This is a genomic window from Hymenobacter sublimis, assembly GCF_023101345.1.
GTDB classification, from domain to species: Bacteria; Bacteroidota; Bacteroidia; order Cytophagales; family Hymenobacteraceae; genus Hymenobacter; species Hymenobacter sublimis.
Genome location: NZ_CP095848.1, coordinates 265,040 through 288,264, shown reverse-complemented (window position 1 = coordinate 288,264; position 23,225 = coordinate 265,040). Strand labels below are relative to the sequence as shown.

Annotated in this window: 19 protein-coding genes; 5 read left to right on the top strand and 14 right to left on the bottom strand. The window is 58.6% G+C overall.

Annotated elements, in window-relative coordinates:
- Positions 1 to 11 precede the first annotated feature (11 nt).
- The 4 genes from mrdA to MWH26_RS01240 all read right to left on the bottom strand — a co-directional run bounded on the left by mrdA (position 12) and on the right by MWH26_RS01240 (position 4,586).
- Positions 12 to 1,850: a penicillin-binding protein 2 gene (gene mrdA, locus MWH26_RS01255; RefSeq protein WP_247975721.1), complete on the bottom strand. Its 1,839-nt coding sequence runs from the start codon at positions 1,848 to 1,850 to the stop codon at positions 12 to 14.
- Between the two features lie 160 nt (positions 1,851 to 2,010).
- On the bottom strand, positions 2,011 to 2,523 hold the full coding sequence (locus tag MWH26_RS01250; protein ID WP_247975720.1) for a hypothetical protein: 513 nt from the start codon (positions 2,521 to 2,523) through the stop codon (positions 2,011 to 2,013).
- A gap of 20 nt (positions 2,524 to 2,543) precedes the next feature.
- Positions 2,544 to 3,470 carry a rod shape-determining protein MreC gene (mreC, locus tag MWH26_RS01245; RefSeq protein ID WP_247975719.1) on the bottom strand — a complete coding sequence of 309 codons (927 nt, stop codon included), beginning with the start codon at positions 3,468 to 3,470 and terminating at the stop codon, positions 2,544 to 2,546.
- 90 nt (positions 3,471 to 3,560) lie between these two features.
- Positions 3,561 to 4,586 carry a rod shape-determining protein gene (locus MWH26_RS01240; RefSeq protein WP_188559408.1) on the bottom strand — a complete coding sequence of 342 codons (1,026 nt, stop codon included), beginning with the start codon at positions 4,584 to 4,586 and terminating at the stop codon, positions 3,561 to 3,563.
- A gap of 272 nt (positions 4,587 to 4,858) precedes the next feature.
- On the opposite strand from MWH26_RS01240, the gene MWH26_RS01235 reads away from it, so the two are divergent.
- Complete coding sequence (locus tag MWH26_RS01235) at positions 4,859 to 6,235, top strand: PAS domain-containing protein (protein WP_247975718.1); 1,377 nt, start codon at positions 4,859 to 4,861, stop codon at positions 6,233 to 6,235.
- Positions 6,236 to 6,336: 101 nt separating this feature from the next.
- Here MWH26_RS01235 and purH read toward each other — a convergent pair whose 3' ends face one another.
- Complete coding sequence (gene purH, locus MWH26_RS01230) at positions 6,337 to 7,872, bottom strand: bifunctional phosphoribosylaminoimidazolecarboxamide formyltransferase/IMP cyclohydrolase (RefSeq protein WP_247975717.1); 1,536 nt, start codon at positions 7,870 to 7,872, stop codon at positions 6,337 to 6,339.
- A gap of 422 nt (positions 7,873 to 8,294) precedes the next feature.
- Between purH and MWH26_RS01225 the strand changes: the two genes are divergently transcribed.
- The 3 genes from MWH26_RS01225 to MWH26_RS01215 all read left to right on the top strand — a co-directional run bounded on the left by MWH26_RS01225 (position 8,295) and on the right by MWH26_RS01215 (position 10,962).
- Positions 8,295 to 9,476 (top strand): acyl-CoA dehydrogenase family protein, encoded by a 1,182-nt coding sequence (locus MWH26_RS01225; RefSeq protein ID WP_247975716.1) that lies wholly within the window; start codon positions 8,295 to 8,297, stop codon positions 9,474 to 9,476.
- A gap of 84 nt (positions 9,477 to 9,560) precedes the next feature.
- The gene (locus MWH26_RS01220) at positions 9,561 to 10,313 is read left to right on the top strand and encodes a PIG-L deacetylase family protein (protein WP_247975715.1); all 753 of its coding nucleotides are present in this window, start codon (positions 9,561 to 9,563) and stop codon (positions 10,311 to 10,313) included.
- A gap of 37 nt (positions 10,314 to 10,350) precedes the next feature.
- Positions 10,351 to 10,962, top strand: a complete 612-nt coding sequence (locus tag MWH26_RS01215; RefSeq protein WP_247975714.1) for a class I SAM-dependent DNA methyltransferase — start codon at positions 10,351 to 10,353, stop codon at positions 10,960 to 10,962.
- A 3-nt stretch (positions 10,963 to 10,965) separates the two neighbouring features.
- On the opposite strand, the gene MWH26_RS01210 is transcribed toward MWH26_RS01215, so the two are convergent.
- From MWH26_RS01210 to MWH26_RS01175, 8 genes are all read right to left on the bottom strand, one after another.
- On the bottom strand, positions 10,966 to 12,132 hold the full coding sequence (locus MWH26_RS01210) for a glycosyltransferase family 2 protein (RefSeq protein ID WP_247975713.1): 1,167 nt from the start codon (positions 12,130 to 12,132) through the stop codon (positions 10,966 to 10,968).
- A 206-nt stretch (positions 12,133 to 12,338) separates the two neighbouring features.
- Positions 12,339 to 13,598: a BamA/TamA family outer membrane protein gene (locus MWH26_RS01205; RefSeq protein WP_247975712.1), complete on the bottom strand. Its 1,260-nt coding sequence runs from the start codon at positions 13,596 to 13,598 to the stop codon at positions 12,339 to 12,341.
- Between the two features lie 181 nt (positions 13,599 to 13,779).
- Positions 13,780 to 14,691, bottom strand: a complete 912-nt coding sequence (locus MWH26_RS01200; RefSeq protein WP_247975711.1) for a geranylgeranylglycerol-phosphate geranylgeranyltransferase — start codon at positions 14,689 to 14,691, stop codon at positions 13,780 to 13,782.
- Between the two features lie 143 nt (positions 14,692 to 14,834).
- Positions 14,835 to 15,029 carry a cold-shock protein gene (locus MWH26_RS01195; RefSeq protein WP_125421751.1) on the bottom strand — a complete coding sequence of 65 codons (195 nt, stop codon included), beginning with the start codon at positions 15,027 to 15,029 and terminating at the stop codon, positions 14,835 to 14,837.
- Between the two features lie 109 nt (positions 15,030 to 15,138).
- Positions 15,139 to 15,645 (bottom strand): KdsC family phosphatase, encoded by a 507-nt coding sequence (locus MWH26_RS01190; protein WP_247975710.1) that lies wholly within the window; start codon positions 15,643 to 15,645, stop codon positions 15,139 to 15,141.
- Positions 15,646 to 15,699: 54 nt separating this feature from the next.
- Entirely contained in the window at positions 15,700 to 15,936 is a 237-nt protein-coding gene (gene iscX / locus MWH26_RS01185) for a Fe-S cluster assembly protein IscX (RefSeq protein ID WP_125440131.1), read from the bottom strand.
- Positions 15,937 to 16,030: 94 nt separating this feature from the next.
- The gene (locus tag MWH26_RS01180) at positions 16,031 to 16,360 is read right to left on the bottom strand and encodes a 2Fe-2S iron-sulfur cluster-binding protein (protein WP_247975709.1); all 330 of its coding nucleotides are present in this window, start codon (positions 16,358 to 16,360) and stop codon (positions 16,031 to 16,033) included.
- A gap of 63 nt (positions 16,361 to 16,423) precedes the next feature.
- Positions 16,424 to 17,239 carry a Rossmann-like and DUF2520 domain-containing protein gene (locus MWH26_RS01175; protein WP_247975708.1) on the bottom strand — a complete coding sequence of 272 codons (816 nt, stop codon included), beginning with the start codon at positions 17,237 to 17,239 and terminating at the stop codon, positions 16,424 to 16,426.
- Positions 17,240 to 17,600: 361 nt separating this feature from the next.
- Between MWH26_RS01175 and MWH26_RS01170 the strand changes: the two genes are divergently transcribed.
- Positions 17,601 to 20,318, top strand: a complete 2,718-nt coding sequence (locus MWH26_RS01170; RefSeq protein WP_247975707.1) for a T9SS-dependent choice-of-anchor J family protein — start codon at positions 17,601 to 17,603, stop codon at positions 20,316 to 20,318.
- 269 nt (positions 20,319 to 20,587) lie between these two features.
- Here the strand turns inward: MWH26_RS01170 and ccsA are convergent, their stop codons facing one another.
- Entirely contained in the window at positions 20,588 to 23,191 is a 2,604-nt protein-coding gene (gene ccsA, locus MWH26_RS01165; RefSeq protein ID WP_247975706.1) for a cytochrome c biogenesis protein CcsA, read from the bottom strand.
- Positions 23,192 to 23,225 lie beyond the last annotated feature (34 nt).

The window sequence follows — 23,225 nt, the reverse complement described above, 5'->3', positions numbered from 1 at the left end:
TTAATTATCTTCTAACGGTGTCGGACGAATTTTTCGGCGGGGCCCTGGAGCCAGAACTCCCAGCGTTTGCGCCAGGGGGCAATGTTGCCCCGAAGGTATTTTTCCATCATTAGGGCGGCCATGGGGGCGGCGGAAGTGCCCCCGAAGCCGGCATTTTCGATGAAGACGGCAATGGCAATCTTGGGGTCCTCGGCCGGGGCGAAGGCGGCGAAGGTGGCGTGGTCGTCGCCGTGGGGGTTTTGCACTGTTCCGGTTTTACCGGCCACTGAAATGCCAAATTCGGCCAAGGAAGCTAAGCTGCCCGTACCGCCGCGCCCGTCTACTACCGCCTGCATGCCCGGAATCAGGGCCTCGAAGTGCATTGCATCAACGCCCACAGTGTGCCGCTCCCGAAACTGCGGCAGCGGGCCGCCCTGTCCTACGCTTTTTACGAAGTGGGGCGTGTAGTAGTAACCGCGGTTGGCAATGGTAGCCAACACATTAGCCATCTGCAGGCCCGTAATACCAATTTCGCCCTGCCCAATACTGAGGGAGTACACCGTGCGGTAGTTCCAGCGGTGAAAGCCGTTGCGTTTATCGTAGAAATCAGGCGAAGGAATCAGGCCTTTCTTTTCCTGGGACATGTCTACCCCCAGCCGGTCGCCGAGGCCGAACTTCATTACCTGCCGGCGCCACTCGCCCAGGCCCAGGCGGGCATCCTCGAAGCGGTTGGTGGAGCGCCCGCGCATGACGGCGGCCCGCATCACCTGGTAGAAGTAGGGGTTGCAACTGTTCTTGATGGCAATGCCCACGTTGCTAGGGTGCTCGTGGTTGTGGGTGCAGCGCACCAGCCGCTGGTTGCACGGGAAGCCGGTGTTAGGCAACACCACCCCCATCTGCAGGGCTACCAGTTCATTGACCAGCTTAAACACCGAGCCGGGCGGGTAGGTAGCCATAAGGGGGCGGTTGAACAGGGGCCGCTCGGGGTTGTTGAGCAGCTCCATGTAGCGGTTGCCCATGCCCTTGCCTGAAAGCGTAGCCGGATCAAACATCGGGGCCGATACGAAGGCCAGGATTTCGCCGGTTTTGGGGTCCAGGGCCACAATGGAGCCCCGCTTGCCCTGCATAAGCAGCTCCCCGTAGGCCTGCAGTTCCGAGTCGATGCTCAGGTGCAAGTCCTGCCCGGCCACGGACAGGGTGTCGAACTCGCCACCGCGGAAGGCGCCTTTCTCAATGCCGCGCACGTTCACCATGCGATACTGCACCCCGCGCCGGCCCATCAGCTGCTCTTCGTAGTACGACTCTAGGCCGGTAATGCCCAGAAACTCACCGGGCTGATACTTGGCGTACTTAGGCTTTTCCAAGAAGGCCGGCGTGATGGAACCCACGTAGCCCAGGGCGTGGGCCATGGAGTGGGTGTTGTACGAGCGAGCCATTCGCGACTTGATGCTGAAGCCGGGAAAGTCGATGAGGTTGTCCTGAATGGCAGCCAGCTCGGGCGTACTCAGGTTTTGGAGCAGCGGCGAGGCCTTCACCCGGCTGAACGCCCGGGCGGCTTTCATGACGGCGCGCACTTCTTCCAGGGGCAGCTGGAGCAACTGAGCAAAGCGTACGGTATCCAGCTGCTTTACTTCCCGCGGGGTTACCATCAGGTCGTACACGGGCGTATTCTGCACCAGAATCTGGCCCTTTCGGTCGTAGATGAGGCCCCGGTAGGGCGTCTGAACAATGCGCTGCAGGGTGTTGCGGTCGGCGGCCAGCTTGTAGCTGCCGTCCAGCACCTGGATGTAAAAGAGGCGCGTCGCAAACACCAGCGCGACGGCCAGGAAAATTGCCTGGACTACGTACTTGCGGCCTTCGAGGTATTGCAAAGCAGAAAAATCTGAGAGGTAATCAGTTCCGGCTTCCGCGCCGGATTTACAAAGATACGACGCAGTAAAATAGTGAGATAGTGAAATGGTGAGTTGATGTTCGGCCGGCGTGGTTTCGAGCCGGCCGAACATCAACTCACCATTTCACTATCTCACTATTTTACCTATTCCGGCGGCGGGTGGGGAAGAATACTAGCTGGATGATCAGCAGCGTAAGGCCGGTATAGAGGGTGCTGACTACAATTTTTGCCAGCGTGATACCCGGTACTTGGAAGGAGCCGAGCTCCAGCAGGAAGAAAGCCGCGTGGTGCATGGCCGTTAGCATGGCCAGGTACACCACCATCCACTGCCAGCCCATCTGGTGAATGTTCACTGAATCCTGGGTATCGTAGCCATCGCGGGGGGTGAGCAGGCGCAGCACCCAGGGCCGCAGGTACATCAGCAGCACGGCCGCGGCGGCGTGTACCCCACCGGTATCAAAGAAGATGTCCAGCGTAACACCCGTAACGAAGCCCAGCAGTAGCTGCACCACAATAGGGGTAGCAATGGGTAGGAACAGCAAAAAACCCAGGTAAATAAAGCACCAGCCCAGGTTAAACAGCACGAAATCAGTGCCACTGATCAGGAGCACGTACAGGGCAATGTAGCCCACGCCGCGCAGCAATTGCCACACAATACCTAGTACGCCGCCTCTCATGGCTTCACCTCCCCTTCCGGCAACACGCCTGCCCGCGCCTCCACCGTGTCGCGTTCTACTTTGGGCCGGCTCGTGACTAAGTACACGTAAATCAGACGCGAAAAATCCACGGCCAGCTTCACCCGTACCGTCCAGAAGTTTTTGTCTGGTTCCTTCACAAACGAGTCGATGGTGCCAATGAGCACGCCTTCGGGAAACACGGCATTGTAGCCCGATGTCACCACCGTGTCGCCGCGCACGAGCTTGTTTTGGCGGGGCACTTCATCGAGCAGCACGTGGGTAGGGTCTTCGCCCAGCCAGCGGATGGTGCCAATGGTACCGTCGCGCTGGATACGGGCAGAAATGCGCGTTTTGGAGTGCAGCACGGACGTAATGGTGGTGTAATGCTCGGAGGCCACCTTCACGCGGCCTACCACCCCGGCCGCCGATACTACCCCCATGCCTTCTTTCACCCCGTCCGCAGTACCCACGTTCAGGGTCAGGTAGTTATCAACCCGGCGCAGGGTACCGCTCACTACCCGGGCGGGCAGCAAGGGGTAATCGGGGTCGTGGGCGGGTAGCTGGCGCAACCCCAGCAGCAGGGAATCGGGGCGGCCCACCTGGACCAGCCGCGCCTGGGTTAGGCTGTCTTTACTGACGGGCAGCGAATCGGCCTGGCGGGCACTCAGGTCGGGGCGGTAGAGCTGCTGCCGCAGCTGGGCGTTTTCCTTCATCAAGCCCTTGTTCACCTCAATCAGCCGAAAATAGTCCTGCACCTGAGTACGCCAGTCCAATACCTGCCCGATGTAGGCATTCGAGGAGTTAAAAAACGCCGCCCGCTGGTAGGTGCTATTGCGAATCAGCAGGTATAAGCTCGCCACCTCCAGCACCGCAAACACGAGGATACCCCGGTAGCGAAACAGAAAGGAGAGGAGATTATTCATGGAAGGAGAAAATGAGGAATGAAGAATGAGGAATGAGCAGTCGGAAATTCCGGCCAATGCTCATTCCTCATTCTTCATTCCTCATTACAATTACGTCAGCAGGACGCTGCGGAAGGCGGGAATATTCTTGATGGCGGCGCCGGTACCGCGTACCACGGCGCGCAAGGGGTCCTCGGCAATGTGAATAGGCAGCTTGGTTTTGGCCGCCAGGCGCTTGTCGAGGCCGCGCAACAGGGCGCCGCCGCCGGTCAGGTGAATGCCGTTCTCGTAGATGTCGGCTGAGAGTTCGGGCGGGCTGATTTCCAGGGCCTTCAGTACGGCTTCCTCAATTTTGGCCACCGACTTATCCAGGGCAATGGCTATTTCCGAGGACGTCACCTTGATTACTTTCGGAATGCCCGTCATTAGGTCGCGGCCGCGCACTTCAAAGTCGGCGGGAGTTACTTCCAGCTCCGTGAGGGCGGCACCGACCTCAATTTTGATGCGCTCGGCGGAACGCTCCCCAATCAGTAGGTTGTGCTGGCGGCGCATGTAGTCCAGAATATCCTGGTTGAACACGTCACCGGCCGTTTTGATAGACTGGTCGCAGACAATACCCGACAGGGCAATTACCGCGATTTCAGTGGTGCCCCCTCCAATGTCGATGATCATGGAGCCTACGGGCTGCTCTACATCAATACCAATGCCGATGGCGGCGGCCATGGGCTCCTGAATCATCCAGACTTCCTTGGCCCCGGCGTGCTCGGCAGAGTCGCGCACGGCGCGCTTTTCTACTTCCGTAATGCCCGACGGGATGCAGATGACCATCCGGTGCGAGGGCTGAAACAGCCGCGTCCGGGTGTCAATCATCTTGATCATGCCCTTAATCATCTCCTCAGCGGCGTGGAAATCGGCAATTACGCCGTCCTTTAGGGGCCGAATGGTTTTGATGTTGTCGTGGGTTTTTTCGTGCATCTGCTGCGCCTGCCGCCCCACGGCAATTACCTTGTTGGTCGTACGGTCTTTGGCAATGATGCTCGGCTCATCCACCACGATTTTATCGTTGTGAATGATGAGGGTGTTGGCCGTGCCCAGGTCAATGGCAATGTCGCTAGTCAGAAAATTAAAGAAACCCATCGAGTAACGGCAAGTAAATGAGAACGGGCTGGTTGCGCCCGTCAAAAGTGGGGGCAAAAGTAAGCAAGTTTCAGCGAAGCCCGATGCCCCCTTCCCCGGGTTAGGCAAATCAGCAAGCGGCACAGCACCCCGCAGGGCAGGCCTAACGTACACAGGGCTAACCTTCGTACAGTTGCTGCTAAATTCTGCCTACCTCAGCGCTGTTTTATTATCTGATTTATTCTATATTATAAAGAAGTTTCAACGCGCCGTTTCCCCGAATCTCGTTGGCTTTGAGCCACTTGCTCCTGTCTCACCTGCTCCATCCTCTCCGCCAGCCACAACTTGCCCAACTACGCACCCGTGGTCTGCCCCCTCTAGTTTATGCGTCGCACTACCTCCTCTCCCCCGGCCAGTCTTTTGCCCGCCGCTGCCCCGGCTACTGCTTCCGCCCCCACGAGGGGCTGCTGTCGTATGCGGCGCTGGCGGAGCGCTATGAGCAGTTGCGGCACACCTGCGCCGAAGCGGAGGCGGCCCAGGCGCACTACCGAAGATTATACGAACAGGCGCCAGTAGCCTACTGTACTCTCAGTGCCGACGGCTCCATTGTGGAGCTTAACTACCAGGCCGGCGTGCTGCTCGACCAGGACCCGAGCCAATTAACGGGAATTGCCTTTGCTACCCTGGTGGAACCGATTCAGCGCTGGGACTTTTTGTACTTGTTTGGGCAATTGCTGACAACTAGCCTGCCGCAAAGCGGGGTAGTGACGCTGCGCACGGCCACCGGCAAGGCCCTGACGGTGCAGCTGGAGAGTACGCTGCTTACTTCCGCGGCGGGCAAGCAGCAGTGTTTGCTGGCCTTACTCGATGTTACGGAGGCGCGGCAGGTAGCCCTGGTACTGGCCGCCAGCGAACAGAAATTCCGGCGCTTGTTCGAGCAGAGCACCGATGCCGTGGCCCTAATGCAGAACGAGCAGTTTGTAGACTGCAACGCGGCCGTGCTGCAACTACTCGGCGCCACGGATAAAAATCAGATTCTGGGCCACTACCCTTGGGACCTGGCCCCGGAGGAACAGCGGCCCGGCTTGCGCTCGGCTACCTATTTCCGGGAATCCGTAACGGCAGCCCTGAAATCGGGTTCCAAGCGCTGCGAAGGCGTGCTTTGCCGACTATCCGGGGAGTACATGTGGGTAGAAGCCGTACTCACGCCCATCAAGACGGAAGGAGAACTGCTGCTGCACGTGTTGTGGCGGGACATTACCAACGAAAAGCGCGGGCAGCAGCAGCGCCACGAGTGCGAGGCGCAGTTGCAGTTGGTGCTGGACGCCACCAGCACCGGCCTGTGGTGGTGGGACGTTGTAACCAATCAGTTTCACTGCAACGCGCACGCGCGGGCCTGCTTCGGCTGGCCGGCCACGGAAGCAGAAACGCTAACCCTGGACCTACTGCTGACGGCTATTCATCCCGACGACTGCGCTACCTTCCAGGCAGCATTGGAGCAGGCTACCCAACACGGCGACCTGCCCGCCCACTCCTTGCGCGCCCTGTGGCCCGATGGCACTATACACCCCGCCGTGCTGAGTGGCAAGCTCATTACCAATGAGTTCTATCAGCCCCAGCGCATTCAGGGCGTGGTGTATACGCCGTGTGCGCAGGTGCTGGAACAGTAAGCCCGCCACGAATCAGCCGCCGGTAGCTACCGTCCGTTTTGCGGGGTAACTACCGGCGGCTGATTCGTGGCGGACCGGAAAGATTCGCTTACGCGGGAGAATTAGTGTTTGAAGTGCCGCACGCCCGTCAGTACCATAGCCATGCCGAGTTGGTTGGCGGCCGCAATGCTGTCCTGGTCTTTGATGGAGCCGCCGGGCTGCACCACAGCTCGGATGCCAGCCTCGCCAGCAATTTCCACGCAGTCGGGGAAGGGAAAAAAGGCGTCGGAGGCCATAACCGCTCCCTGCAGATCAAAGCCGAAGGCGCGCGCCTTATCAATGGCCTGGCGCAAAGCATCTACCCGCGAGGTTTGACCAACCCCGGAGGCGAGCAACTGCCCAGCGCGGGCCAGCACAATGGTGTTGCTTTTGGTATGCTTGCAGATTTTGAGGGCAAACTCCAGCGCCGCTACCTCCTGGGCCGTCGGTGCTGATTCCGTAACGGTCCGGAACTCGTGGGCTCCTTCTACTACTTGGTCGAAATCTTGCTCAATAATGCCATTGAGCAATGTTTTCACTTGCTTGGCGGGGAAAGCAACGGGCTTCTGGCGCAGCAGAATGCGGTTCTTCTTGCTTTGCAGAATGGGTAGCGCGTCGGGGGCAAACTCGGGGGCAATCAGCACCTCGAAGAACAGCTTGTTCAGCTCCTCGGCAGTAGCAGCATCCACGGGCTTGTTCACGATAAGTACGCCCCCGAAGGCCGATACCGGGTCGCAGGCCAGGGCGTTGAGGTAGGCCTCGCGCAGGGTTTCGGCCTGGGCTACTCCGCAGGCGTTGGTGTGCTTAAGGATGGCGCAGGCGGCGGGACCCTCCGCCTGGAATTCCTGCATGAGCAGCACGGCCGCGTCTACGTCCACGAGGTTGTTGTAGCTGAGTTGCTTGCCGTGGAGCTGGTCGAACAGGGCCGTTAGGTCGCCGTAGAAGGTGCCGGCTTGGTGGGGGTTTTCGCCGTAGCGCAACGGGGTAGCCGGCTTTTCGCTGAGCTTAAGGCTGGCTCCGCTAAGCTCCGTGCCCTGGGCCATGTAGCGGAAAATCTGGGTATCGTAGTGCGAGGTAGCCTCGAAGGCGGCGGCGGCGTAGTGGCGGCGGTCCTCCAGGTCGGTGGCGCAGCCTTTCGCCTGCAGCAGCTCGGTTACGGCCGCGTACTGGTTGCGGCTGCTGACTACCAGCACGTCGCGGAAGTTTTTGGCGGCGGCCCGCAGCAACGAAATGCCGCCGATATCAATTTTCTCAATTACTTCCTGCTCGGCGGCTCCGCTGGCGACGGTTTCCTCGAAGGGGTAGAGGTCCACAATCACTAAGTCGATGGGCGGAATTTGGTGCTGCTCGGCCTCCTGCAAGTCGCTGGCTTCGTGGCGGCGGTGCAGAATGCCCCCGAATACTTTCGGGTGCAGGGTTTTCACGCGCCCCCCAAACACGGCCGGGAACCCCGTCAGGCTCTCCACGGCCGTAACTGGCGCGCCCTGCTCCTCAATAAACTGCTGGGTGCCCCCCGTTGAATATATGGTCACGCCGTGCTCTTTCAGCAGCGCTACCAAGGGCTCCAGGCGGTCTTTATAATAGACGGAAACAAGGGCGGAACGAATAGGCTGCGACATGACGAGCTAAGAGTTGGTGAAGAAGTGAAACGCGCCGCGAAGGTAGGCACGCCCCTGCAGAGGGAGGTTACGGAATTGTTACGGGCGGGGCGGCTGCCGTATTCAAGCCCGGAAAGGGTAGCAGGCAGGGAAGCCCGTAGCAGGTACGCTACGCTTAGTATTTCAGTACGAAGGGCCGCCAATGATCCGCACCCGGCCCGCACGCAACCAGCAGCACGTTGTATCCTCCAGTTAATATTCTGTAAATCAAATTAGTAACAATAACATAGACTAATTGCTAACCACTGTATTTCGGCAGATTTCCTGGCTTTTCTAGCTGCCTGAGTCAGACAAGGCGGAGGCGTTTTTTACCTACTGACAACAAAACGCAAACTCAACAATTATAGTAGGTAGAGCTCAACTGTATCCGTAAGTGCCATTTTATGCCTACCTCAACTCTAGCCGCCTCGCCTAAACAACGGCAGCAAACGCCGGTAACTGCGGAAGCGGCTGCTCTGGCCCTTGCCCCGCGCCTTTTTCAGCAGGCTCCTTACTCTGACTATGAAGGCGGGTTCCCGACGGAGGAGTTTGAATGGTTGCGTGAGGCCGGCCTGCTGGCGGCCCCCCTGGCTACCACCCTGGGCGGGAGCGGCCTGGGCGAGGCGGAGCAGGTATACGCCCTGCTGAGCACCCTGCGTCACATTGGGCGGGGCAACCTGGCGGTGGGCCGCCTCTACGAAGGACACGTAAATGCCCTGCAGCTTTTCCAGCGTTTTGGCCGGCCCGACCAGATCAGCCACTGGGCCGCCGATGCGCTGGCTGGGCACTTGTTTGGCGTGTGGAATACGGAGGCGGAGGATGGAGTTCGGCTGGAGCCCTTACCCAATGGCCGGTTTCGCCTGCAGGGTAGCAAAACGTTTGGCTCGGGGGCCGGACACGTTACCCGCCCCCTGCTCACGGGCGCCCTGCCGGATGGCGGCTGGCAAATGCTGATTCTCCCACTTGACTTGCAGCAGCCCGAGTACAACACCAGCTTCTGGCAGCCCCTGGGGATGCGCGCTTCGGCTAGTTTCCAGGTGAACCTGAGCGGCCTGGAAATTGAGGCCACCGATTTGCTGGGCAAGCCCGGCGACTATTACCAGCAGCCGTGGTTTAGCGGCGGGGCCATCCGGTTTGCCGCCGTGCAGGTGGGCGGAGCGGAAGCTATTTTCGACGAGACAACCCGGTTTCTACGCGCGGTAGGCCGAACCGATGACCCCTACCAACGCCAGCGCCTCGGTGAAATGAGCATGCTCATTGCCACGGGCCAACACTGGCTGCGGGCGGCGGCCGAGTTTGTGAAGCGCCCAGGAGCCGCCACCAGCCCTACTCTGCCCAGCTACGCCGAAGCCACCGTGGCCCACGCCAACCTCATGCGCTCCGTGGTAGAAGACCTTTGCCTGCGCTTGCTAGCCCTGGCCGAGCGTTGCGTAGGAGCCCGCGGCCTGCTCCGGCCCGAGCCTTTCGAGCGCCTCCACCGCGACCTGACCCACTACTTGCGCCAACCCGCCCCCGATGCGGCCCTGGCCGACGCGGGCCGGTACGCCCTGGCCCACGACATACCCGCTCACCGGCTCTGGACGTAGGTAGGTAAGCCACCCGTTGCGTACTAACACCCGTACAGCTTCCTTCCACTTACCCGTGGGTCGGCCCCTTCTTCTGCTTCTCTCTTGACTGCTACTACCGCTTCTCCCTTCTCTTCCTACCCCATCCGGCTGGCGGCTACGGCTGCCGCACTCGGGCCCACGGTGGTGGTAGCGCCCCACCCCGACGATGAATCCTTGGGCTGCGGCGGGCTGCTGGCCTTGCTACGGGAGGCGGGGCAGCCCGTGTGGTGCGTGCTGGTCAGCGACGGCACCATGTCGCACCCGAATTCGCAGGCATTCCCGCCCGCGGCCCGGCAGGCCTTGCGCGAGCAGGAACTGCGCGATGCCCTGAGCATTCTGGGGGTAGAATCTACCGCCCTGCTCACGTTGCAGTTGCCCGACAGCCAGGTGCCGCTACCGGATACCCCCGCCGGCTTCGCGGCTGTACAGCAGCTGCAGGAGTTTCTGCGGGAGCACCAGCCAGCCACTCTACTAGTACCCTGGCGCCGCGACCCCCACCCCGACCACCGGGCTACCAGTCAGCTAGTAGCCGCCGCGCTGGCAGGCCTACCGGCGGCTCCGCAGCGGCTGGAATACGTGGTGTGGGCCTGGGAACGAGCAACGCCCGCCGAGTGGCCCCACCCCGAGGAAGTGGTTGGCTGGCAGCTCGATATCCGCTCCGTGCTTGAGCAAAAGCAGCGGGCCATTGCCGCTCACCGCTCCCAGCTGCCCGGCTCCCCCATTCAGGACGACCCAACAGGCTTCATGCTGGCGCCTTCCATGCTTGCCCACTTCCAAGCTCCCACGGAAGTATATCTGGAGGCCCCACACCCGTAAGGCGCCGCTTTTTGGGTGCTACCTTTTACCCTACCCCATGCTTCCTAATCCAAACCAACCCCACACCCTTCCGCCCGATTATTTTGCCGAGGTATACCGCGCCAACGCCGATCCGTGGCATTTTGAAACTAGTCCGTACGAGCGGGAAAAATATGCCACAACCCTGGCCGTCTTGCCTCGCACGCACTACCAGCGCGCCTTTGAAATAGGCTGCTCCCTGGGCGTACTCACGGAGCAGTTGGCTACCCGCTGTGCTCATTTATTAGCGGTTGATGTGGCCGAAGCGCCGCTGGCCCGGGCCCGACAGCGTTGCGCCCACCTGCCCCAGGTAGAATTTCAGCGCCTGCGGGTACCCGAAGAATTCCCCGCCGGCGCCACCTTCGACCTCATTGTGCTGTCGGAGGTAGGGTATTACTGGAGCCCAGCTGACCTGGAGCGGGCGGCCGCACAGTTGCTAGCTTCCCTCACAGCGGGCGGACAACTGCTGCTGGTTCACTGGACCCCACCGGTCCACGACTATCCCCTCACGGGTGACGATGTACACGAGTTTTTCTTGCAAGCAGCCCAGCCCAACGGCCCCCTGCGGCACGTAGCAGCCCAACGGCACGAACAGTACCGCCTCGACTTGCTAGAGGTGACGAAGAGGTAGGCGCTACGTGCAAAGCTGGCCCGCCACCACCGCCGACGGGCGGCTATCCAGAGCGGCTACTTGCTCCCGCAGCATTCGAATGGCCACTGACAGAGGAACGGCCGGCCAGCGCCTGGTGGTGTGCACTAGAAACCGGCCCCTTATTTTTTCCCACAGCTGCCCGAAGCTGCTGGCACGGGTTAGCTCCCGGCGTAGGGCGGCGCGGCTCAGCCCAGCTGCCGCCGGCCACGAAGGCAATGGCAGCAGAGCGCCGGACGTGGCGGCGGAACTATACTGTTGCCACGTCTGGCGAAGCTGCGCGCGAAGCTGCCACTCCGCTAGCAAGCGCTGGGGGTTATCAACTAAAGGCTCGCGCTGCGTTTGTTGCAACTCGGCCCACTGCCGCAGCTGCCACGACAGTCCCACGGCCACCCGCCCCTGCTGCCGGCCGGAGGTGAATACCTTTACGGTAGGGCTGTGGCGCACCCGCAAGTCGTGGCGAACCAAGCTTTGCACCAGGGCCTCATCCTCTAGGTAGGGCACCACCGGTAGGCCTCCCACGTGGCGGTAAGCCCGCGCCGTTAAGGCCAGGTTGGCGCCAAAGTGCTGGTGGTGGCGCGGCCAGGGGTCGTAGGGCGTGGGGTCCAGGTGGTCTTCCAGACGGGCCCGCAGCAGGTAGTAAGCGGCGTCGCGCAGTTGGCAGCGGCGCACTGGGCAAGTGGGGTCGGCGTTGTCCATCAGAATGCGCCCTCCTACCGCATCAACCCCAGTAGCTAGCTCCGCCGCAATGGATATCAGCCAGGTAGGCGATACGCGCGTATCGGCATCGGTGCTGGCAATGAAGGCCCGCGGGTGCCCTCCCTGCTCCAGCCGGCGGCAGGCCTCATCCATGAGCAGGCGCCGGGCCTGTCCCACGTGGGCCTGCGCCTTGGGCAGTTTTATTTCGGCCACGTGCAGGCGCAGCCGCGGGTGCCGCGTAGCAAATTCGCGCACTACCCGCGCTGTCTGGTCGAGGCAATTATTAGCCAGCACCAGCACTTCAAAACTGTGGGGCAGCAAGGCTTGCCCGTGCAGATCCGTTTGAGCGGCTAAGGCAGCTAGAGTGGCCGGCAGGTTTGTGGCTTCATCCTTAGCCGGGATGATTACGCTAGCCTGCACACCCCGGGCGGGCGGGGGTAGGGAGTGCCACATTGCCCGGGTATCAGCTTTCCGAAACGAACCGGTCTGGCTGGCTCGTCCCGGTTTTTTGCTCGTGGGAACAACGCGTACGGCTGTTTTGGGAGGAAGTGGGGCCATGATCAAAGAAGACGCCTCCGGCCGGAACCAACCAGCGGCGCAGGAAATGACATCCTGCCTATGCCCACGGGCTGGCCCCGGCCGGAGGCGCGGGCAAAAAGTTAGAAGGCCTCGCCAACGGCGAAGATGATACCGGAGTTACCGCCCGAGCCCACGCCATAATCCAGGCGGATGTTGAGCCGGTCGCGGCGGTTGAAGCGGAACCGGATGCCACCGCCGCCAGCGTACTTCATGTCATCGAAGGTATAGTCGCCGAGGCGGGGTGCCACCTGGCCCACGGCCCCGAACAAGGCCCCATCAAAGCGCCAAAACAGCTTCTGCCGAAGTTCAGCCTGGAACGTGGAGAACTGCCGGTCACGGAAGCGAGCTTCGTAAATCCCGCGCATCAGGTAGGCATTGTTATAGAGCGAACCGCCGAGGGTAGCGCCCATGCCGCCCAACTCGCGGAAGGGTACGCGACCCGTGTGGTACTGCCCCAGAAACTGCGCTGCCAGAATGCTGTTGTTGGAGCCAAAGAGCGGAATGAAATGGCGGGCATCCACCATGTAACGGGTAAACTTGTAGTCGCTACCCAGGCCACCGCCATTAAACAGCATGTGGGCATCCACGAAGCTGCCACGGTAGGTAGCCAGCACGTTGTCGCGCCCATCGTAGAGCAGGGCCGGACCGACTCCGGAGGTAGTGTAGCCGTTGCGCTCCTTAGAAGTTAGGGCGTAGTAGGGTGCCGTATTTCCTTCGTTGTCTTTGAGCTTTACTTCACCCAGGTTGGTGAACCGGTAGCGCACCCCCACGAACAGGTTCGGTACTACCTTAATCAAGGCTTTTTCGTCGAACACCCACAACGGATACTGAATATGCGACTCGTTGCTCTTGCGCGTGTCGTTGCCGATGCCGTAGTAGTTGAACGCCAGATCATAGTAGCTCAGCTCGCCCGAGAAAAAGAACTTTTCCTCCTTGGTGAAGATGGTGTGAGTGAGCTGAACGGTAGTCTGCTTTTTCTGGGAAATCCAGGCAATCAGGCGGGCGTTGGATTTGCGCACCGTGGTATCGTCGCCGAAGCGCCACACCGGCAGAATGGCAGCGCCGCCAGCAAAGCCCGTTTCCTGCTGGTAAAAGGCAATCGGAACCGGAATAAAGCTAGGCTTATCGGGGTCGTCAGGGGTAAGCTTAATGGGCGCTACGGGTGCCAGGGCACGGTTCAGGCCCACCGGTGCACTAACAGAAACTTCATCCTGTTCGGGTGCAGTTGGAGCCAAAGCAACTAGAGAAGCGGCTGAATCGGGAGTAGCGGCAACGGACTGCGCCTGGGCAGTGGAGGCGGCTAGCGTGCTGAGGGCTAGCAGCGGGTAGAGAAAGCGCATACGTGGATGGCTGGGGTCAAGAATAGGGTTCGGCAACCAACATATACCGGCTGTTAGCCAGCGGTATGGGCTGGTTAGGCGACCAGCCGTTATCGGTAAGAAAGCTAACGGAACAGTAGCCCCTGCGGTTGTCTTGGCCCTGAGCAGGTTACATGGCCCCTACTATTTTACGCGCCAACTCTTACTTGCTTATCACCATCATCGACAGCACGCCAGCCAGCATAATCCACTTACACCACGCGCTGAGGTGGGTGAAATCACGCTTGCGGTCTGCTCGTCGCAGCTTGTACCCTAGCCCAACCAGCGGTGCCAACACCAGCCCCAGCAGCCAGGTTGCTAGTAGAAACCGGTTGGAAACCACGGCGTTGTAGCTAGCTCCCAGCAAAAGCAAGCCCAGGCACCCCAGAAAAAACCCTACCACCCATTTCGTGCGGGCCACTCCCCAAACAATGGGCAGCGTGCGGCAGTCGTGCTGAGCGTCGCCGCGCATATCCTCCACATCCTTGACAATCTCCCGCACTGTCGTGAGCAGAAAGGCCGCCAGCGCATAGGCCCACACGGCGCTAGTGCCCGTCCGGATTTGTAACTCGGGAAGGAGCACCAAGGCAGCCGTGAGCGTTGCAATGCTGATGTTACCAACCAGCGCTACCCGCTTGAACCGCACTGAATAGCCCCAGAGCAGCAGGGCCGAGCCCAAATTAACCAGGCCTAACAAGGGCGACAAGGCCCCGCTCACGACTACTCCCAGACCCGAAAGCAACACATGAGCCAGCATGGCGTGGCGGCGGTTTACTACCCGGCCCACCACCAACCGCCCGGGCCGGTTAATGGCGTCGATCTTGACGTCGTAGTAATCATTGATGATGTAGCCGGCGGCGCCTACGCTCAGGGCGGCCAGTACGAGCAAGCCAAATGAGGGTGCCAGCACTTGCCGCCACGGCGCAGCGGGCAGCAGCAGGCAGGCGCGTACCAGCACCAGGCACAGCCCCATAATCAGGAGGTTGGGCAGGCGCACCAGGCGGGCCAGCTGCTGCCAGGTGCCCGGCTCCGGAGCCGATGACGGGCCCAGTAGGGCACGGAGAGCAGAACTCAAGGAAGCAGACATTCTTGGAAACCCAGCAACACCACAGGCCGGCGCGCAAAGATGCACTACCCCCACGAAACCCACATAAGAAAGCCCCTCCCGAATTCGGAAGAGGCTTTCCAGGTATGCTAAAAACCTAAGTAAACGTGCGTTTACAGTTTCTTCACATTTACCGCGTTAACGCCCTTACGGCCTTCCTGAGTGTCAAACTCTACGCGGTCATTCTGTTGGATCTGGCCCCCGTTAAGGCCGGTAATGTGGACGAAGAAATCTTCCTTCGTACCGTCTTCCGTAATGAAGCCGTAGCCCTTCGACTCATTATAGAATTTTACGGTTCCTGTTTTCATGTAAAAAAGAAAAAAAATAAGGTGAAAGATGGTTGGGGTAAATATAGAGGGATTTTAGAAAAGCACAACTCCACTCCCGTGAAGTGCAACTATTGCTATAAACATAAACTTACAGCCACGTATTTTGGGCTTTGAGGACGGCTTCAATTAGCTCCCGCACGGCCCCGTGGCCACCGGGCCGGGCGGCGGTGTAATTGCTGATGGCGTGCACATCGGCGGCAGCATCGGCGGGGCAAGCGGCCACGGCGCACCGGCGCATTACCTCCATGTCGGGTACGTCGTCGCCCATATAGGCTATGTGGCTGGGGTCGAGACGGTAGGTGTTGATGTAATTGTTAAAGATTTTCATCTTGTCATCAACTCCCAGAAAGATGTCGCGCACATCCAGGGACTCCAGGCGCTTGCGGACCCCTTCCTCTTCCCGGCCCGAAATAACGGCAATCCGGTAGCCCTTGGCCAGGGCGTGGCGCACGGCAAACCCGTCGCGGATGTGGAAGGTCCGGGCCTGCTCCCCCGAGTTCAGGGCCAGCAGGGTGCCGTCGGTAAACACCCCGTCCACATCGAAAATAAACGCCTTAATGGCCGATAAGTCGGGAGGGGTAGCAAGTGATGTCATACTAGCAAGAGGAAAGCAAAGAGGGGTATGCACGCCGCAGCGGCAGCGCGGCGGCTATTGGTTGTCGCGCCACTCGTATACCCACTTGGCCTGAATTTGCTCCAGGTGGCCTTCGGTGGCTTGTTCGCGGGTGCCCTCAAAGTTGGGCAAGCTCAGCACCCACTCCAGCAGCTCCGTGAAGCGAATACGGTAGATTTTGGCCTCGCTGAAGTCGTCGCCAAACTTCTCGTACAACGCCATGGCAATATCCTCATGGTCGCTCCACTTGATGGGGGGCTCGAAATGGTTCATCTGGAAAAGGGTGAAGAATGGGGAATAAACTGCAGGTGAAACTACCGGTAGGCGTATCTCCCCCAGCCGCTTTCACTTACAGCCATCTTAAAACTTAGTGGCCTAAAAACTCCTGAGCCGGGATGAGGACTACTACATCCTGGTTGCCCTGCACTACGCATTGGCAGCCCAGGCGGGAATTGATGCGCGGGTTTACGGCCCGGTCAATAAAGTCTTCTTCTTTGTCCGAAATTTCGGGCAGGTCGTTTTCGCCCTGCAGAATATACACGTGGCAAGTGCTGCACCCGCACACCCCACCACAGTTGTGCTGGAGCTGAATATCGTTGTTGAGGGCTACGTCCAGTACCGATTCGCCTTGAGCGGCCACATGGGTCTGGTCGGGCTGGCCGTCCTGAAACTTAAAGGTGATGTTTACGGCTTTCACGGCGTAACGCTAGGAGAACGAGGCAAAAATGCGGGTGCGAAGGTAGTCATACGGCCACCCGAATCAAAGCTGCAAGCCCGTCTCATTGTTTGCCGCGGGCCCGGTCGCCGCTTGTTGTATACTATCCGTCAGGCGCTTATATAACCCCTGCCACTCCGGGTGGCTATTCAGGGCCGCTTCGTGCCGGGCCAGCGTAGCCCGGTCGTGGCGGACAGCTGGCCCGGTTTGTACGCTGAAGGGCGGGTGAACTAGGGCTTTGGCCATGGTTTCCTCGATGAGTGGCCGAAGCAATTCCCAAGGTAGACCTGCTTCCGTAAGCAGGGTGTGGCTGATGCCGAGCAAATGGTTGGGAAAGTTGCAGGCCCAAACGGCCGCCACGTGCAGTTGCAGGCGCTGCTCGGAGTTCACCCACCGCACATCTTGGCTCAGCGAAGCGGCCGTGTTTTCCAGCAGATCAGCATCGGCCGCATCTGCTACCTCCAGGCACAGAGGCACTGTTTTCCAACTGATCTGTCGCCCCGGACTAAAGGTTTGCAGCGGGTACAGCACCCCGCCGCGCACGTAAGGGTGAGGTGCGAATACGGCTAAGTCTAGCGCCCCCGCCGTGTGCACAACTAGCGCCCCAGCAGGAAAGGTAGCGGCAGCTAGCAGCTCAGGCACGGCGCCATCTGGCACGGCTACCAAGTACAGGTCAGCGGAGGGTAGGGCCGCGGCATCAGTACCGGCCGTTGCGCCCGGAATGCGGGCAGCTACCTGCTGGGCGGCGGCCAGTGTCCGGCTCCATACGTGCACCACGCGGTGGCCAGCTGCCGCCAGCGCCGGACCTAAGTGCTGCCCTACCCGGCCCGCTCCCAATAAGACAATCTTGTAAGCTACCATGGACTTGCTGAGCAAAGTAAACAACCCGCACGCCGGCCAGCAACGCTGCCAGCAGCTGAGTTACAGTGGCCAACGCGGCAACGAAGAACGTAGCTGCTGCCGCTTGCAAGCGGGCACATAACCAAACCGGTCAGGACGAAACTAGGTAATCTGGCCGGGGTATTTGTCTTGTCGGATGTGAGGCTATTTCAATTAAATGCTTTGCCAGGCACATAATTGGCAGTTTACGAACCAGAAATAAATAAACATTACATCAGATGTCGCCAAAAATGGGTTTACTTTGAAAAGGGAAGGCTTCTAACTCCCTAGGCTTTTGCCACACGTTCCTGTCCTCCTCATTTTCACACCTTATTTTCTCTTCATGTCGAAATTTTACCCGAATCTGCTCACTGCAAAGAAGTTGGCTTTCGCCGCTTTGCTGAGTGTGAGCACGTTGTCGGCTCAGGCACAATTTGCCTATACGACTCTCTCGAGCCTTTCCGGCCAAGGTACTTACACGGACCTAGCAAGCACTGGGACCGTTATTGCAACGCCCAACACGGATGACGCTAATTCGGCTGCTACGCCAATTGGCTTTTCCTTCCAGTACAATGGCCAGACGTTCACGGATTTTGTGCTCAATACCAATGGCTACCTGAAGCTGGGAACCACTGCACCAATAGCTCCCTATTACTACGACGGGCCGCAAAGCCCCTTTAAGGGGCCCTTGGATAACGACGCTGAAACAAACCTGATTCTACCGTTCAACCTGGATCTGGAAGGTTCAGCAACTACGGAGTATCGGGTGTTTACTACCGGTACAGCGCCTAACCGCATCTGCACAATTCAGTGGAAAGATGTAAGCGACAAGGCTTTGGGCAGTGTTACCAAGCAGTATGCTACCGCTAATTTTCAGGTGAAGCTGTACGAAACCCTCAACCGGGTTGATTTTGTGTATGGCACCTTCACAGCTAACCCTAATGCAACTGACGCCCTGCGCACGGCTGCCGTGGGTCTGAAAGGCTCCGGCCCAGCGCCAGGCCAGGCCCTTGTGGTTCGCAAAACCTCTACTACTGCCTGGGCCAGCGCCACCTTTTTGGCGGGCAACTACATTGGTGACGTTTTCAACGTGCGCAGCACTTCACGCCCGACCTCAGGCTTTATATATCGCTTCAGCGCCTCCCAGCCCCAGGATGCCTCCGTACAAACCATTCACACGCTAGGAAAGCTGGCAACGCCTTACTCCTTGCCTCACTCAGTAGCAGCCGCTATCCAAAACCGAGGCCTTAATACGCTTACCAACGTGCCGGTTACTTTAACCGTGGCAGGGGCCAATACTTTCACCAGCACCAAGACCGTAGCCATCCTAACCCCAGGCGCTATAGCTACCGTCACGTTTGACCCGTATCCAGCCACTCTGACCCCCGGCACCAACAACCTGACCGTGGCCGTAGCCAACGACGACAACAATGCTAATAACAGCCTTCCTTACACGCAGGTAGTAACGACGGGTAGCATAGGGTACGTGGATGATACCCGCGCCTTTAACACGGCCGGGGTAGGAGTTGGGGCAGCTGGTGGCTTGCTAGCAGTTAAGTATAATGTAAGCCAGCCTACCTATGTTAATGAGGTGAAAGTCAAGTTTGCAGCATCCGCTGGCAATGTGGCCTCCTACCAACTCGTGCTGCTGGATGCGACCGGAGCCGGTGGTACCCCCAACGCTGTTCTATACTCAACCCCAGCCCGGGCTCGGACGGCAGTAGTCAGTGATGTTACGTTACCCGTACCAAGCATTCGTGTGACGGGAGCCTTCTATGTGGCGATTCGAGAGCTTACAACCAACGCGTCTGTTGCCTATCAGGTAGAAGACCCGTTGCGGGCATCTACTTTTTACTTTCAGGTGCCGGGGGGAGGGTGGACCGCCGTAAACACAACTGCGCTCCGGACACGCATTGCCTTGGATGCAACCGTTGGCACTCAGTTGAGCTGCCCCATCGTAGCGGATGCTACTTTCTCTGCTATTACCGGCACCTCAGCTACTCTTACTTTATCGGGCGTACCTAGCACTGGTACTGGCTACACGGTTATTTACGGGCCATCTGGCTTCGACCCCGCCTCCGCCGGAACTACGATAACTGGTACCGGACCAACCTTCTCCCTAACGAGCTTAACAGTCGGTACAACTTACGACGTATATGTGCGCAGTGCTTGTGGCTCTACTGATCAAAGCGCTTTAGTTGGTCCCTTCAGACTTACTACGCCATTCCCAGCTATTACCACTTTCCCCTATAAAGAAGGGTTTGAAGGGGTAGCTGCTGGTTCTCTACCAAATGGAATGACGGTAGCCAATGTCAATAATGATGCACAGACTTGGCGGGTAGCATCTTCTTACCTGGAAGGTACTACCAGCCTCCCCCTTGGTGATGCTTCCACAAATGCTATGCTTTACCGCTTTAATGCTGCAGCGGCCGCCGATGATTGGTTCTTTACGCCTGCGCTATCATTACAGGCAGGGACGCGTTATCAGTTGTCTTTCCGGTACGGCATGTATAATATTTTCAATACCGTGTATCCTGAGCGGATGGAGGTGAAATATGGTACAAGTGCAACCCCTGCTGGTCAGACCAACCTGTTATGGAATAATGATAACATCGTCATTCCGTACGTTAATAACTCTCCTTATCAAACTGCAAATGCCACTAGTACGCCTAGTGTAGCTACCATTACACCCACTACTTCCGGCAACTATTATATTGGCTTCCATGCTAAAAGCACAGCTAATCAGTACTTGTTGATGGTAGACAACATTGAAGTAGCAGTTTCCACCGTTACAGCTTCCTCCGAGGCCCTAACGCGCGCCATTACGATGTTCCCGAACCCAACTGCTGGCGAATTGGCTATTGATGTGCGGGGCGCGAATACGAAAGGCGCTCTGCAAGTGGAGGTGCTGAACATGCTTGGGCAGCGCGTGCACACGGCCAGCATCCGGAATAACTTCGAGAACAAGGTGAACCTCTCGAACCTGGCCAACGGCATGTACATCGTGAAGATTCTGGCGGGCAATGAGTACATGGTTGGTAACGTGACCATTCAGAAGTAGCACTACCTTCTTTTTATCAACAAAAAAGGCGGCCTTCTTGGCCGCCTTTTTTGTTGCTTGCTTACTACCGCCAGGCACCGCCTACGACTGGCTGGCCCCGTTGCTGGTATCTCTTGCCCGTTCTGGCTTGGCCAGAACACGTAGCCAAGCAGATACTACCCTGCATGCCAGCTAGTAACCTCAATCTACTTTCGACTTGAACTGTCTAGATAACAGCAACGCCCCGACCACACTGGCCGGGGCGTTGCTGTTATTGCCTTGGAATAAGCTTAGGCAACCTGCCGGGTTTTGGGTCGTGGCTGCAGCGTTGGCACTGCCTCAGCATCGGTGGGCTCAAGCGCAGCTTCGGTTTCGCGGCGGCGCTTGTAGATGGCCATGCCAAAACCAACAGCCATTAGCAAGGTACCACTCCAAAGCAGGTTGATAAAGGGTTTTTCCACGGCCTTCAGGATGATGTAGTCCTTCTGAGTAGTGCTTACGCCGAAAGTAAACTTACCCTTTTGGGGGTCTACATTCAAGAAGCTTAGGCGCAGGCCCAAATCTTCTACCTCATCCGGCACGCGGCCAATTAGGCGGTTGCGCACCACAAACACCGGGTGTACGTGGTACTGCTTTTTCTCACCAAATACGAGGAAGTCGCCTTGAATGGCTAGGTCGCCTTTGGTCAAGCCTAGGCCGGCGGTTTGGTGGGCCGGCTCTACGCCGCGGAATACGGCAAAATAATCATTGAGGAAAATGGTGTCGCCAACGCTGAGCACGTGCTCCTTTACCTCGCTCCAGTCCTTCTCCTTGTCGGGTGGGGGCACGGCGCTGATGTGGGAGTAGATGTCGTGGTCAGCGAACCGCTTGATGTCTGGGGATGCGAGCAGGCCCTCTCCCATTTCCTCATTTACCTGGCCGCGCGGGTAAAGTACGAAGGCCTCCCCGGTTTTGCGGTCCTTATACTCCACGCGGTAGTAGGTGTTTTCGGGCAGAATATCGACGGTGTCGCCAGCTTTATAGTACACCTGGTCGCCGCGTTTGATGTCGGCGCGGGCTAGGGCTTTGTATTCATCGGCGGTGCGGAAGAGCAGTTGCTTGTCTACGTAGCCGGGCACGCCGGGCGCATCCAGATACTGACCGGTATAGCTTACATCGTACTTGCCCATGGGGGCCTTATCGTTGCGCCAGAGCAGGACGTTGTCGCGGTTGGTGGTTTCGTCAAACTCGCGCGAGTACAACAGGCCCGAGACGTTCTGGCTGATGATGTTGGAGTAGCCAGCCGAAGCCAACACCCCCAGCAGCATCAGGGCAATACCGATGTGAGCAATGCCGCCACCGGAGAGGCTCACCTTGCGCTTCATCAAGGTGAATACCATTCCGAGGTTGGCCAGCACCCCGAAGAGGGCCGTGGTCAGCAGCACGATATAGCTCACCTCCATTTTCAGTCCATAGTACTGCACCAGCAGAATCACGAGGGCAGCTCCGAGCAACGTCAGGATGCCGGGCACGGTCAGGGAGCTAGTCAAAGACTCCTTGTTATTCTTCTGCCACCACATCACCTGGGCTAGGCCCGAGAAGAAAGCCACCCCTACCCCCATCCAGAGCTGGATTTTGGTGTAGTGCTGAATCTGGTCGGCGGGCAAAGCCAGGTTGGATTTGATACCAATAAAGCCCAGGAAAGCATTGTACACCGGAATACTGGTAGTAACCAGCACCTGGAAAGCACCGAGGCAGAGTACGGTAGCGCCCACGAATACCCACAGCTCGGCATTGTAAGTCGTCAGCTCTTTCGGTGATATTGGAATTTGCTTCCAGCGCCACACTAGCAGGCCAATAGCTAGTACCACAAAGGCCATCAAGTAAATGATGAGCTGCCCGGAAAGGCCCAGGTCGGTGAAGGAGTGTACCGAGGCATTACCCAGCACACCGCTTCGGGTCAGGAAGGTAGCATAGAGCACCAACAGGAAGGTGGCAATAACCAGCACAAAAGAAGTGCGCAGAGCCGTGCGACTCCGCTGCCACAGCACCAGACCGTGCAGGGAAGCCACCAGCACCAACCAAGGGATATACACGGCATTTTCTACCGGGTCCCAGTTCCAATAGCCTCCGAAGTTCAGGGTTTCATAAGCCCAATAAGCACCCATCACGATGCCTACACCCAGCACGAGGCCGCCCCAGAGCGTCCAGCGCATGGCTGGGCGCACCCACTTGGTTAGCTCGCCCTTCCAGAGGCCGGCAATGGCATAGGCGAAGGGTACCAGGGTCAGGGCAAAGCCGAGGAACAGGGTCGGCGGGTGAATCACCATCCAGTAGTTCTGAAGTAGGGCGTTCAGGCCGGTACCGTCCTTGGGTACGAAGTCAGGATTGAGCTTGAAAACCGGAAGGTCCGGCATAAAGTCGCGCAGCAGAATGAAGGGCGAGGAGCCAATCTTTAGGTCGCCGAGCACTACCCCCAAAATCATGGAAGTCAGGAACAGCTGCACGCCGGCGAAAATGCTCATGACGGGCGCCTCCCAACGACGGCTGTAGCGCATCAGTATAAAGCCAATGAGCACATGCCAGAAAATCCAGAGCAGAAAGCTTCCCTCCTGCCCTTCCCAGAAGCAGGAAATCATGTAGTACACTGGCAGGTGGTTACTGCTGTGGCTCCAGGCGTAGTAGTATTCGTAGCGGTGGCCGTGAATAATACCGAACAGCGCCCCGATAATGACGAACACCGCCAAACCGTGCACGGCAAAAGCCACCCGTCCGATCCGGAGCCAAGAGGCATCCGTGTCGCCGAGGGTCCGGCCCTGCGCCGCCTTATAGTAGGAGTACGCCGCTACCGTAGCCGCCACAAATGCCACGATGACACTCAGGTGTCCAACGTCGCCGATTACTGTATTCAACATGTGCTACTGCGTTGAAGAGGAAATGTTAGCCCGA